At 43.4% G+C, this 13,124-nt stretch carries 9 protein-coding genes; all 9 read right to left on the bottom strand.

Annotated elements, in window-relative coordinates; translation table 11 throughout:
* Nucleotides 1–115 precede the first annotated feature (115 nt).
* The 9 genes from I6E38_RS09745 to I6E38_RS09785 all read right to left on the bottom strand — a co-directional run bounded on the left by I6E38_RS09745 (nt 116) and on the right by I6E38_RS09785 (nt 13,124).
* Nucleotides 116–2,308 (bottom strand): DUF2357 domain-containing protein, encoded by a 2,193-nt coding sequence (locus tag I6E38_RS09745; RefSeq protein ID WP_235393807.1) that lies wholly within the window; start codon nt 2,306–2,308, stop codon nt 116–118.
* A 16-nt stretch (nt 2,309–2,324) separates the two neighbouring features.
* Nucleotides 2,325–3,806, bottom strand: coding sequence for an McrB family protein (locus I6E38_RS09750; protein WP_235393808.1), 1,482 nt, complete (start codon nt 3,804–3,806; stop codon nt 2,325–2,327).
* Between the two features lie 255 nt (nt 3,807–4,061).
* Complete coding sequence (locus I6E38_RS09755) at nt 4,062–5,120, bottom strand: protein NO VEIN domain-containing protein (RefSeq protein WP_235393809.1); 1,059 nt, start codon at nt 5,118–5,120, stop codon at nt 4,062–4,064.
* A complete protein-coding gene (locus I6E38_RS09760; protein ID WP_235393810.1) occupies nt 5,113–6,192 on the bottom strand; it encodes a DNA cytosine methyltransferase in 1,080 nt (359 codons plus the stop codon). The genes I6E38_RS09755 and I6E38_RS09760 overlap by 8 nt, the downstream gene beginning before the upstream one ends.
* Nucleotides 6,189–7,313, bottom strand: coding sequence for a DNA cytosine methyltransferase (locus tag I6E38_RS09765; protein WP_235393811.1), 1,125 nt, complete (start codon nt 7,311–7,313; stop codon nt 6,189–6,191). The genes I6E38_RS09760 and I6E38_RS09765 overlap by 4 nt, the downstream gene beginning before the upstream one ends.
* A gap of 49 nt (nt 7,314–7,362) precedes the next feature.
* Complete coding sequence (locus I6E38_RS09770) at nt 7,363–8,244, bottom strand: restriction endonuclease (protein ID WP_235393812.1); 882 nt, start codon at nt 8,242–8,244, stop codon at nt 7,363–7,365.
* A 144-nt stretch (nt 8,245–8,388) separates the two neighbouring features.
* Nucleotides 8,389–8,616: a helix-turn-helix transcriptional regulator gene (locus tag I6E38_RS09775; RefSeq protein WP_235393813.1), complete on the bottom strand. Its 228-nt coding sequence runs from the start codon at nt 8,614–8,616 to the stop codon at nt 8,389–8,391.
* Between the two features lie 1,059 nt (nt 8,617–9,675).
* Nucleotides 9,676–10,989 (bottom strand): ATP-binding protein, encoded by a 1,314-nt coding sequence (locus I6E38_RS09780; RefSeq protein WP_235393814.1) that lies wholly within the window; start codon nt 10,987–10,989, stop codon nt 9,676–9,678.
* Between the two features lie 278 nt (nt 10,990–11,267).
* Nucleotides 11,268–13,124, bottom strand: coding sequence for a 4-hydroxy-3-methylbut-2-en-1-yl diphosphate synthase (locus I6E38_RS09785; protein ID WP_235393815.1), 1,857 nt, complete (start codon nt 13,122–13,124; stop codon nt 11,268–11,270).

The following is a 13,124-nucleotide window of genomic DNA, read 5'->3' on the forward strand; positions in this document are numbered from 1 at the left end:
AAAGGTACAAAATTTCTATCACATTGAGGATTAGATAGTTGTAAATAATCTTAATATTTAACGACACTCCCTAATTAAAACTAATTTTTCTTTTTGGCATATTTTATATGTTTTATTATTTATTAATCACCACACATTCATCCAACCTATCAAAAGTCGTATCAATAAACGTGTAGCCTATCCATTTACTTGCATCAACAGAATGAAAATCTGCATATTGCTTACGCACATACCGCAGTTCAAAAGCCAAGCGTAGAGCCTTGCTTTCCGCATCGTCCCTATCCGTTTGCTTTGCCTCTTTGCTCGTAATGGTTCGTACTTTAACTATCTCATACACATCACGTACTCCCAGTCCTTTGATATAGGGCATAAAGAAGTGGAGGTCTTGCAGGGCGATGGTTGTAGGAAACTGTTTGCCTGTATAATACAAAGTGGCAGTTCCGTCCATGAACTTCTGATATTGCGTATTGTCTTCTTTCACCAATCCTATAAGCACACGATTGCCAACTTCCACGTATGCGCCTTTCTGAGGAATAACATGGGCTATTGTCTCATATGACTTGGTGTGAATCAGTTCTTCAACGAACTGTTCCAACAGCTTTCTGTTTTCCGTGTCTTTCGGACGAAGTGGAAACGCTCCTATATTCACCTCCTTTATCGTCTTGTAGAACTTCGACACAGCCACATCATTTGGCTCTCCGTCACCAGGAAAGAGAATATATCCGCCTATTACCTCCTTCTTCAAGGCATTGGCATCATAGTCACGATAGTAGATGGCATCACGGTAGCGGTGCATCTGGTTGATAGCATCCTCTGGCGGCACATCCACGCCTTGCTCCCTGCCGTCAATGCGGTATTTGGCATCAAAGAGATAAGTCATCTTCATGCCTTGCAGCAAGTCGTTCTTGGTGAGCTGCAGCACTAAGTCTGGCTTTTGTGGTACAGTGGGCACGACCACATCTTTCAGTCCTACGCTGTCGTTCTCCGCCTCTGTGTTCTTAGGATTATATACAAGCTCAGCCAGTTCCACACCATCCTTGCGAAACAGGATGCGTGAGTGCTCACCCTTACCGAGTTCCCATGAGAACACACCGTTCATCTCCATGCGGTTGCGGTGCTCCACATCCTCATCATCCAAGCGCAGCTGCTCCTTGACGATATGGCTCACCTCGATGAAGCACCATATCTCGTAGAGTGTTACTATGTCTTTTGTCTGCAAGCGATACAGTCCGTCATTGAGCGAATAGGCACGGCGAAGCATATTCCATGTGCGGTACACTTGGCTATAGCCTGTAGCCTTTTGCAGCACCATGCTCTCTTGGCTCATTCCCTTGAATCTTCCTACGGTGCGAAAGAACGGATGCCGTTGCAGTCGTCTCAGAGTGTTGGAGGTACCGAGCATAGCAGCCTTCATCGTGTCTGATGCCGTTTTTATGTTTTCTATACGTTGGCGCAGTTCTTCATACCGCTTGCTTATCTGTTGCAAGGCGAATTTTAGGAAGCGGTTTTCTTGCGTGTCGTTCGACTGTATCTGCTGTTCTATACGATAGAGGTGGGCTGCCTCCCTGCGATGTTCGACAAGGCGGTTCTCTATGTCGTGGGGTGTCTGCTTCAGTTTGTCTGCTCTAACATACGTTTCCTCACCATGCAGGCGGTGGCGAGGGCGGTCTATGATGTTCTTGCAAGCCCTTATGAACTTCTGCTGTTCGCCTTGAAACACACTCCACCATATTATGTCGGGGTGTTCGCCCTTGGTGTCAGGAGAAAAACCATGAAAGGTGCGGCGCATATAGTCAAGCGACAGCATACGGTACTCACGCTCAATGTCCTCCACGATGGCACGCCAATGCTCATGATAGTCGAGCTTGGTGCTGAGCACCTCAAAGCCGAAACGGAATGTCTTAGTCTCCTTGTCAGTGTTGTATATGAGCTGTATCTCACTCCGTCCTATCTCATTCTTGTAGTTGATGAAACCAGCCAAGATATGTCGGCGAAAAGAGAAACGGTCGTTGTCGTTTTGTAGTATGGAACCAAATTGGGCATTCTTTACATGGCTTCCAAATTCTATCCAAATGGGATAGTCGGCATTGTCGAAGAATACGGCAGGAGCAGGAACTCCTTGTTCTATGCAGATGTCTGTGCCATTTTCGAAAGTGCGTTTTACGGACATAACTCCTTCCGACCATGAGTAAGTGGAAAGCAGATTGTCTTCTCCCACATTACTCTTGGCCTTGCTCCAAATCCTGTCGAACTTGCTACATTCGACAATCATTGTAAAATCTATGTGCTCAATCGTCAATAGTTCCATATCGCCCTATGTCTTTTTAACTCCAAAAACTTGTATATCCCGATGCAAGTTTAGCCTTCATCTCCTTCAGCTTCGCCAAGGATATTGAGGTTATGGCATGTTCTTCGCCCGATACCGCCTTTAGTCCATCATCAATGGTCTGGCTCAGTCGGTCGATAAACGCATCGCTTACCTTAGTGTCATCACCCTCTATGCGTGACAATACTTTCATGCTCGTTATCTCGTCCAAGGCACGCGCTATGACATATCCTTGTTCCAATTCTGTATCATTCTCATCCTTGTTGTAAGGAAGATTATTTACCACATACAGCAGAAACTCGTTGCGTGTTCGGTAGGCAACCTTGAATGGAGTGCCGTTCAGTACAGCATTTACTGCATCAAGATAAGCCAGCACCTTCTCGCAGACATCCTTGTTGTCGGCATATACATCTACACCTTCCACGGCATCGCCTATCAATTCAGCCTTGCCCAACTTGCCAATCTCTTCATTACGCTCTGTCAGTCCACCATGCAGGTCCACTTCATTCATCTCGATGGTCATGGCACGGTCGAGCACCTTGCGAGAGAATGAAAATGTCGTTTCGTCCATATTGACTGTGCCGACAACGATAAGGTTCTGCGGAATACTAATTCCGCTTTCATTGAACTGCTTTCTCACATTCTCGTCTGTAGTCAGCGAAGCTGTTAGGTTGAAATACCATTCCTCGTCAACCTTTTCAAGTATCGGGTCAGTCGTCACCGTGCCATCCTCATGACTCTTGCGAGACTCCACTACGCTGAGGTATTCTGCAAAATACTGCTCCACAGGTGCGAGGTTCATTTCATCCAAGCAAAGGAAATAGGGTGTGTCCTTATCTTCCCATGCCTTGGCAACAAAGCGAAGGAAATCACCTGCCACATACTCGGCCTTTCCACTCACCCGGCTTACATAACCTATCAAGTCGCTTGAGTCGTGCCAATTAGGCTTCACCTGCACCATCTGGAAGTTCTTCGGCTTCTGAGCATTGTACTCTTCCGTGCCCTCATCCCAACAAGCTCTTGCCAACTCTCTCACAATACGGCTCTTGCCTGTACCAGAGATGCCAGCAAGCAAAAGGAAAGGTTTTGACTTGATGGCGGTGATGTAGGGGCGGTAATCGTTTGATGTGCAAGTATTTATTGATACCTTATCTTCAAGTCCATCTTCCTTATTGTCGTATGTTGGAACATTGGCATTGGATATGCGTATGTCAAATATTCCATCATCAGCTTTGATAATATGCAGGTCGGAATATCCTCCTGCAAAATAATTCCTTATTGTGAATTTTGTCTTACGCTGAACACCGGTGTAATCTGTATAGAGAACATCCTTTAATAGTCCATTGAAATAGAAACGTTTATCTATCTTCCCATTTTTTTGTGGAACATCCTTACGAGCATTCCACACTTGCGTAAATGTATTTACAGACCTGCCGTCTTCAGTGAACAGTGCATCAATAATCGCTAATTGGTCAAGCACAAACTCTTTTGAAAACTTGACCAACTCATGTGTCGCTGATTGGTCAAATTTTCTTGGCAAGATAGATGCAATAAACAAAATTGCCTTGGTTAGATTTTCTTTATCATATCTAACAATAATTTGCTCTCCGCTATCTTTAAACAAAGAATAATGCTCATTATCCAAGAATAAATCTGTATTCTTGGCATCACCAGCATTTGGCTGACGGTAACTAGCATTTGTATCGTTTATATGCTTTACAATTTCTTCCATACTTTACAATCTTATAATGTCCTGTATGTTTCCGAAGCAATCTGTTGGAGATACTGCGACATTCAACCCTAACAATCGTGTTTTGCTTTGTATTATTGCCTGATTAAACGTCTGCACATTCTTGTTAAGTTGCTCCATATACGGCATACATTGCGTACAAATCTTCAGATTTGCATTTGCTTCAGTAATGTCGAAAACACGATATACGGAATAATCAAAATCAGATTTTTGCTGATTTACAAAACCTACCTCTTGATTACTGAATACAATATTTTGTGAGAAATCAAATCTTGTTGACTTCACATCTATATACTGCTTTTCATTCAGTATAAAATCGTATGGCAATCCCGATTCTCTACTTTTATTCATCCATTCAAATGACTCTACTTGATGCAAGTTCTTCAGTTGTTCAAGGTATTCGTTTACAAGTTCCTCACCTCTCTTGCCAACTAAAGCCATGTTTCTCTTTGCCTTTTCCAAATCAAAAGGCTTGTATTTCTTGCTTTGCTCCCCTGTTTGTGAGATAATTTCTATCTCTTTCTGTATATTGACACTTGACTGGTTTATCTTGTTTACCATTATGTTCTTTAGACTGGCATACACCTTGTCTTCATCTGTGATGACGCGAGTTTTTGAGCCAACCAAGTCTTTTATTACATTGAAATCAACTGACTTACTATTGATAAGCCAAAACACCAAGTCCTTATTTTCTAGTCCAGACCAAACAAGATACCAATCCGCATTGACATCTGTCAAGGCAAATTCTCTAATCTTGGAAGCAACAGAGTCCTCTTTCTTTTTCCCCATCCTTATCTTAGGGCTTCTGTGAGATCCGTCGGGGTTTTCAATTCTATCAAAATAGCAATCCAACATTTGGCAATAGTCACCATAGACAAGCATTGCTGTTGTAACAACATTGTCACCCAAGAATTGAAATACATCTTTGTAGAGTCCTATGTGGGTTTGATTGCTTGTACCTTTTGTGCCCAAATCTGCGCTGCTTAATTTCTTTAAGCCTATACGCTTTTCAATATCGAAAAAGAAGAAAAACATTTTATTCATGAATTATATTGTTTGTTATTAAGAAGTAAAGAGTAGCATAAATCGTATTTACGCTTACCGCATTACCCGCTTGCTTGTAAAGAGAGCCATCTGCAACTCCTGCATTGCGTCCATTAAGCGCAAATGCAGCAGGGAATCCTTGCAGCATGAACGCTTCTTCTGGTGTTAGCTTACGGATAGGCAGTTGAGACAATTCCTCTTTTGTCATAGTTTTCACAGGATTTGCCGCCCCATGAGATTCAATAAAATCCTGGCTGTAATAATTATCTTGACAAGCCCTGTGCATTTTATGCATCGTGGCAGTCAATGGTCTGGCGATACTCATGTTTATGTCTGAGCGAGACTTGAAATTTGCCGAGCCATCAGCCAAAATGGTAGGTTTTATTCTCTCAGACAAGAAATACTTCTGGTCTACTTCTTCCAAAAGTAAATCATTTACTGTTGCATAATTACTTGTACTTAGCCTCTCATAAACAACTTCAAAGGTATCTGCGACATTCTCGCAAGTGAACATATCCTCAAAATTGTTTGGTACTGGTTCTGTCGTGGCAAATATCAAGAGTCTGTTACGAGTTTGTGGCAGATGAAACTTGGCGGTATTGAAGATATCTGTAAACACACTATATCCCAATGCCTCCAATTCTTCTCTTATTCTCGTATATGTTCTTCCTTTGTCATGATTCTTGAGATTCTTGACATTTTCGAGCAATACGTATCGTGGTCTTCGTTCTCTAAGAATGTCTAATATACGGAAAAACATCTGACCTCTATCTTCATTAAAGCCTGCTTGTTTTCCCATCATACTAAATGTCTGACATGGAAAACCACCTGTTAACAAATCGAAGTCTGGAAGATTGGTTATGTTGTCCACATTACTGGTAAACTCAACTATATCTCCCAACGCCACTTCTCCATCAGCTTCAGGATGAAAGTTGGCACAATACGTCTTCACGGCTTTGGCATCTATCTCAGAATAACCAATGCAGTGAAAATTCATTATATGGTCTTGGGTCAGAAGATCCATTGCCCTTCTGAAGCCACCTATACCAGCAAATAATTCAAGATGTCTCATTTCATAAATTTCATGATGCCATCGCCAATGGCTTTGGCAAGTTTTACTGGAACTGCATTGCCGACTTGCGCATACCACATGTTTTGGGAACCAGTTATCACATAATCGTCAGGAAACGTCTGAATACGTGCTGCTTCACGAGGGCTTAACCCCCTTGCATCCCAAGGATGAATGTACATATTGCAGTCAAATTTCATGTGTGAAGTAATCGTCTTACAAATTTGAGTTTCATCTAACTTGAAATACTTATCCTTAAATATGTCGTTTCTTCTTTTGTATGGCATTATGTCTGCAATTGACTCATGTAAGGAGTTCGCACCTTGCGGTAAACGACGGTATATTTCTATATCACGCTCGTTATTGTACCGATTCTTGTGATTGTAGAGTTTTGTTATTTCTCTGTCTCCATTGATAAACTTATAGAAATCGTTATGGATATATGTAAAATCACATTCAGTAAACCCTGACTCTGCACACTCTATGCCTTTTGACCCCTTTTCTTTCTTCGCAATTAGATGTGGTAGACCTTCCAAGGCATCTTTCAATACAAACGGCTTGCGCTTATGTTTGTAAATTTCCTCAAAAATCAAATGTGGTGATACACCTACTCGGTTACCAATCATTATAAAACGTTCTCTATTTTGTGGTACGCCATAATCCTGTGCTTTGAAGAGAGCATAATCAAATTGGTATTCTTCACCAAGATATTCCTTGAAATTCTGTTTAATTTCCTCTATCTTATTCATCATACCTTTTACATTCTCCATTACAAAGAATTTTGGGCGCACATTTTTAAGAAATATCAGATACTGCTTATACAAAGAGTTCCTTGGATCATCTAATATCCTTTGGCGATTTGCCATGGAAAAGCCTTGGCATGGTGGCCCTCCACAAACTAACGTAATGTCCGATAGTATTTCTTTGTATTCATCTAAATGCAAGTTTAGTTCTGCTATATCCCCAACAAAATAATGCTCATCACTTAAATTATGATTAAACTTATATGTATTACAGAATTGCTCCACGATTTCATTAACAAACCATGGGGAAAAACCAGCTTGCTGAAGTCCCAAACTAAGGCCTCCACAACCTGCAAATAAATCCACAAACTTATACATCATTTTCATCACCCTCAAAATAGTCGGAGTCTATACGTTTGACTACAAAAGTTCACCTTGTACTGACACCAATGTTATATTCTATCATATAGCGTGCAAGTTCCTCACCATCAATAAGCACAATCTTCTTGCTTGCCTTTTCTTCTGCATACTTGCGCGCTTCACTACTAAATCTACTTGTTGTTATAAAAACACCTTTATTTGCTTTCTTTTCATCAAGAGCTCCTGCAAAAGCGTGAATATCTGGTTTCCCGATGGTATTCCCGATAGCATAACGTTTAGCTTGGATATAAATCTTATCTAATCCAAGTTTATCTTCTTTGATTATACCATCTATTCCATCGTCATGAGAAAATTTTGTAACCATTCCTGCGTCATCCAATGAGCCACCATACCCCATAGCAAGCATGAGGTCAACAACTATTTGCTCAAACCGCTTTGGAGATTGTTCTAAAACCTTTTGCAATAAATCTGCAGCGAGGTCTTTCACTATTATCTGATAAGCTGATTCTAATTGTTCTGTCGGTGTTGGCATCGAATTCGTTGTATCAGTACTCTTGGATTTTATATGGACAGAGCCACTACTCTTTGGAGATTTACCTGCATATTCTGCGTATTCGGGATATTCCAACAAATCGGATTCTTTCAGAGATGTATGGTTTTTCAAATAATCCTTACCTCTATCAGTAATCCTGTACATGCCTCTTTGGGGAAGCGTTATCAATAAAGCACGACGCAACCATTGACGTGTCCAACTACATCTGTCCTCAAACTGGATGGTTTTCCCACTTTTTGTTTTTAAGGCACTGTCTTCTGGTGTCAATCCAAAATGCTCAATAAGAAATGATTTCATTTCTTTTGAGGTCACATCTTTACCGTCTTCTAATTTTTTTAGAAACGGATATAAGAAATCTTGAAATTTAGGTAATGCCATAACTTTATCCTTTAGCTATTTGACAAATTGCCTTTAACAATTTCCAAGAAGTTAATCTCATCTTGATAATTCCCTCCGAACTGAGTACGGAGAACATTAAGTACATCTTCTATTTTATTAACTTGCTCCATGAGCAATTCTTTCTTATTCTGTTCCATCATTTTTAAATTCCTCGAACCGAACCAAGTCGGTCAATTCTACATTCAACACTTTTGCAGTCATCATCAGACTTGCCAAGTCTGGTTGACTTGAATTAGTACACCACTTTGATATGGTGGTTTGGTCTTTTCCAAGTTGTTCTGCCAGCCAACGGTTAGTTCGTTTTTTCTCTGCCAGCACAACTTTCAGCCTGTTCAAATCACGATTTGCCATATTTTAAGTATTTCGATATGCAAAGAAAGTGCAAGGCGAGCGCAATGAAACTTGCTTCAATTGCCAAGCCGCAGCCTTTCTTCTGCAAAGATACACATTATATTCCGTACAACGTGAGTTTAAGCCTAAATCTTATAGTATATTAGCAAACAAATGAAAATAATTCACCATAAGGAAGCATGATAATTTCTTTAAAAACCACAAAAGGGACTCAGAATTTATCGGTTTTTCAAAAATTAGACTTACCTTTGCACACAAAATCAAAGCGTTCTTTGTATATTGCAAAGTTGTGAAAGAAAAAGAATATAGCTCGTTTCTAAATCGTTAGCAGTTATCTTCTTTGTTATTCTTAATTCGTTAATACTCAATCAATAAAAGATTTTGTTGTGACTCAAGCAATGGCATATCACGCAAACGACCCTAATGTGGGTATGTCATTGGTTATGGACATTAACAGATATAAAATGTATATTGGAGATACTGAACTGTTACTTATATTGCCAATTACGAAATTGTATAAACTCAAAATTGAACAATTCAAAATCGCAGGCGCAGCCGAGAACAATTCAAAATCCAAAACTCAAAATTCAAAATTGCCGCAGGCAACCAATTCGTAATTCGTAACTCCTAATTCCTAATTCGATATAGCGAAATATCGTACTGGCAGTAAAAAAGTGTTACAAATGAAAAATTGATTCTAGAGAATCGGGAAGCCTTAATTGAAGGGTTTTGTAGAGTAAAACACTCCCCTACTCTTCAATTAAGGCTTCTTTGATGTGCAAATGGACTACATTTGCTATGCAACTGTAGCCGTTTTGAAAGGTAAAAGGACTACAGTTGGAAGGCAAATGTAGTCGTTTTGCAAAAAAATGAAGGGTTTTTACGTTGTCTGTCATTGCGATTTTCGGTTCCGAAAATCATAACACACTGACTAAGAATAAGTTAACTATAACCGCTCAAAACTCACGAATTTCGAGCTAAAGATTTCCTCGTGCATTCAGTTGATAGTTTTGAGCGGTTAGAAATGCAAATATTGTATTGTCTGGCGAGGCTTACAGCCTACATATCCTGCATCGAAAGACCTACAAGTTTCACTTCCTTATACTTGGCAAACTCGCGTCGTATGGTGTCATATTTCTCTTGCAGCACATGTTCCTTATATCTCTCGGGGTTGCGTTTCACCTCAGCCACAAGTGCGGTACGGTCGATGTCGTTGAGCGCTATCACGTCAATCTCATTATTGCCTTGGCGGTCCCAGTAGTTGCCGACGGCTGTGACGCGGTCTTCCTCGGCAATGCGTTGGCGGAAATACTGTTCGAGGACAAGTCCGGTGTAGTCGCAGTAGTCGCGCTTGACGATTTCGAGCAGCAGGTCGTTGCGCTCCATCTCTATGAGGTTTTGGTTGGGCAGAATGAAGCGAAACCAGAAGCGGAAGAAACAATCGTCTATCGACCAGCGTATGTTGCGGTTGCCCTGCTTGCTGAACATAGGCTGCAGACGATTGATATAGTTGTAGTCTTCGTGCAGATTCTTGAGATAGGTGCCCGTATTCTTGCCTATGATGTTGTCTATCTGGTTCTGTACAGTCATGCCTCCGGCTATCAGTTGCAGAATGCTCAGATAGTTAGAGTAGTCTCTGCCAAACTCAGCCATAATCAGCTCTGTGCCCTCGCTAAGGAACGGACTGCCCGCTGCTGTCACCCATTCGAGCATGCTGTCCTTGGTAGTGGCACCGGCATCCATAAGCTGACCTATGTATTTTGCCACACCGCCAGTGAGCATATACAGGCACAACAAGTCGTCAGGAGTGTATTCCGGATTATGGTCGTGCAGTATCTCTTTCATTACAGCTATGCGGAAGGGACGCAGTCTTATCTCGCAATCCTTGCGACCGTAAAGCGGTTCGTCGTCGTTGTCAAAAATCTTGTGCATCATGCTGAATATACTACCGCAGGCTATAAGATTGACATGAGTAGAATTGTGGTAGCGATCCCATATGTCCTGTATATGACTGGGTATGGCAGGGTTTATCTTCAGCAGGTTCTGAAACTCGTCGAGCACAAGGGTGAAGTGGTTGTCACGTCCGTATTGCATCAGTGCCTCAAAGAATTGCGCGAACGTCTCCATACGTCCGTATATCTGCAACCCAATGCTCTCGGCAGCAATTCGCTGAAATTTCTCTACAAGCACGTGCTCATTGTCTTTCGACACATACAGATAGAGCATGCGCTGCTCGTTCTGCGTACGCAGCAGCAGGGCTGTCTTGCCAATACGCCGACGGCCCATCATCACCGTGAAGAGCGACTCTCGTTCGCTCCTCACCCAATTGCGACGCAATATCTCAATTTCTTTCTCTCTGTCGTAGAATTTCATAATGCAAGCGTTTGATTTTAATTTAACCGCCATTAATTTAATGGCCATTACAATAATGCAAAGCTACAAAATAATTAATAAAACTACAAGTTTTTTCAGTGGAGAGTTGATTTTAGTTGAGAATTGAGAATTGAAAGTTGAGAGTTATGATATGCAATAAAAAAGTTAAGAGTTGAAAGTTGAGAGTTAAGAGTTATGATATGCAATATTTCAGTATTCATAACTCTCAACTCTCAACTTTCAACTCTCAACTAAAAATAGCTTTCAACTAAAAATAGCTATTTTTTCTTCTGGTCTTCTTCGATGAAGCGCAGCAGATGTTCCACTGCCTCACTCTCGGGGATTGCCTTCTCCACGCACATTTTCTGCTTGTAGAGCGATATTTTGCCTGGTCCGGCACCTACATATCCGTAGTCGGCATCAGCCATTTCGCCCGGACCGTTGACGATGCAACCCATGATGCCAATCTTCAGACCCTTCATGTGGGCTGTAGCGGCCTTAATCTTGGCTATGGTAGAGCGCAGGTCGTAGAGCGTTCTGCCGCAACCGGGACACGAGATATACTCGGTCTTGGATGTGCGGAGGCGTGCTGCCTGCAGGATGGCAAACGAGGTGTCGGCAATGTCGCGCACGGTGATGTCGCCGTCGTTCATCAGCCATATGCCGTCGCAGAGTCCGTCAATCATCAGCGCTCCCATGTCGGCAGCAGCCTCAAGCTGGAAGTCGGCCTTCTCCTGGGCGCTGTGGCGATACATCTGGGCGAAGACAACAGGATTGAAGAGTCCGTTGATCCACAGTTCGTGGGTCAGTGCACGCTGCTCGCCCAGCTTGTTCTGCTGGTTGCTCACGGCTATCACCACCACTTCGGGATGAGCCTTGAGGCATGCCAGATACTCCTCCGACGGAGCGCCGAGCTGCAACACGAGGAACTTCACGTCGGCCTTGACGCTCGAAATGAACGGTGTGGCGTTGTAGGGGAATATCGGATAGGTGTCCTTAGCGCCAGTGTAGGCGTTGAAGTCGACGATATACTTCTGTCCTTCCTTGCGGTTGGCGGGCAGCGAAGAGCCGCAGTAGATGTAGTCGGGAGTGGTGTCGGTGCTGAAATCAACGTCAGCCGATGTCTGACCGTTGGGCAGCGAGGCAATCACTACGGGCACATTAGAGCCGCCTATGCCTCCGGCAGCGCGTGTCTTGCGGCGTTCGGGACGCAGCCAGTCGAAGTCGGGCGACGCTGTAGCGGGCACCATGAGGTGGCCTTCGCGCTTGATGATGTAGTCGACAAGGTGGCGTGCCACCGGTATTTCAGCCTCTGGCTCCTCGCTCAGACTCACGCGGATGGTGTCGCCGATGCCGTCGGCGAGCAGCGCTCCGATGCCTACGGCACTCTTGATGCGTCCGTCCTCGCCCTCGCCAGCCTCAGTCACGCCGAGGTGGAGCGGATAGTGCATGTCGTTGCGGTCCATCTCGTCGACGAGCAGACGCACTGTGCGCACCATGATGACAGTGTTGGAAGCCTTGATGGAAATCACCACATTGTCAAACTGCTCCTTCTTGCAGATGCGCAGAAACTCCATGCAGCTCTCTACGATTCCCTCGGGAGTGTCGCCATAGCGCGACATGATGCGGTCGGACAACGATCCGTGGTTGACACCGATGCGCACGGCTGTGTGATGTTCCTTGCAGATATTGAGGAAGGGAACAAAGCGGTCTTCAAGTTTCTTCAGTTCGTCGGCATACTCGGTGTCGGTATATTCTATCTTCTTGAACACACGTGCCGGGTCGACATAGTTGCCGGGATTGACGCGCACCTTCTCGGCATAGAGCGCAGCCACGTCGGCTACGTTGGCGTTGAAGTGTACGTCGGCAACAAGCGGAGTGTTGAAGCCGTCAGCACGGAGCTGGGCGTTGATGTTCTTCAGATTCTCAGCCTCACGACGGCCCTGTGTGGTGAGTCGCACAAGTTCGCCGCCAGCCTTAATTATTTTTTCTGCCTGCTCTACGCATGCCTCAGTGTCGTTGGTGTTGGTAGTGGTCATCGACTGGATGCGTATAGGGGCATCGCCGCCAATCTGCAAGTCGCCCACCTGAACGGGCGACGATGAGCGACGGCGATAGTTGAAGAGGTCTGTCAT

The sequence above is a fragment of the Leyella stercorea genome, assembly GCF_021531355.1.
In the GTDB taxonomy this organism is placed as follows: domain Bacteria; phylum Bacteroidota; class Bacteroidia; order Bacteroidales; family Bacteroidaceae; genus Prevotella.

What these genes read in the sequence shown, in the direction of transcription:
- I6E38_RS09745 (WP_235393807.1), bottom strand. Translation starts at nt 2,308, where the DNA reads ATGGAACTATTGACGATTGAGCACATAGATTTTACAATGATTGTCGAA.
- I6E38_RS09755 (WP_235393809.1), bottom strand. Translation starts at nt 5,120, where the DNA reads ATGAATAAAATGTTTTTCTTCTTTTTCGATATTGAAAAGCGTATAGGC.
- I6E38_RS09760 (WP_235393810.1), bottom strand. Translation starts at nt 6,192, where the DNA reads ATGAGACATCTTGAATTATTTGCTGGTATAGGTGGCTTCAGAAGGGCA.
- I6E38_RS09765 (WP_235393811.1), bottom strand. Translation starts at nt 7,313, where the DNA reads ATGATGTATAAGTTTGTGGATTTATTTGCAGGTTGTGGAGGCCTTAGT.
- I6E38_RS09770 (WP_235393812.1), bottom strand. Translation starts at nt 8,244, where the DNA reads ATGGCATTACCTAAATTTCAAGATTTCTTATATCCGTTTCTAAAAAAA.
- I6E38_RS09775 (WP_235393813.1), bottom strand. Translation starts at nt 8,616, where the DNA reads ATGGCAAATCGTGATTTGAACAGGCTGAAAGTTGTGCTGGCAGAGAAA.
- I6E38_RS09780 (WP_235393814.1), bottom strand. Translation starts at nt 10,989, where the DNA reads ATGAAATTCTACGACAGAGAGAAAGAAATTGAGATATTGCGTCGCAAT.
- I6E38_RS09785 (WP_235393815.1), bottom strand. Translation starts at nt 13,124, where the DNA reads ATGACAGACCTCTTCAACTATCGCCGTCGCTCATCGTCGCCCGTTCAG.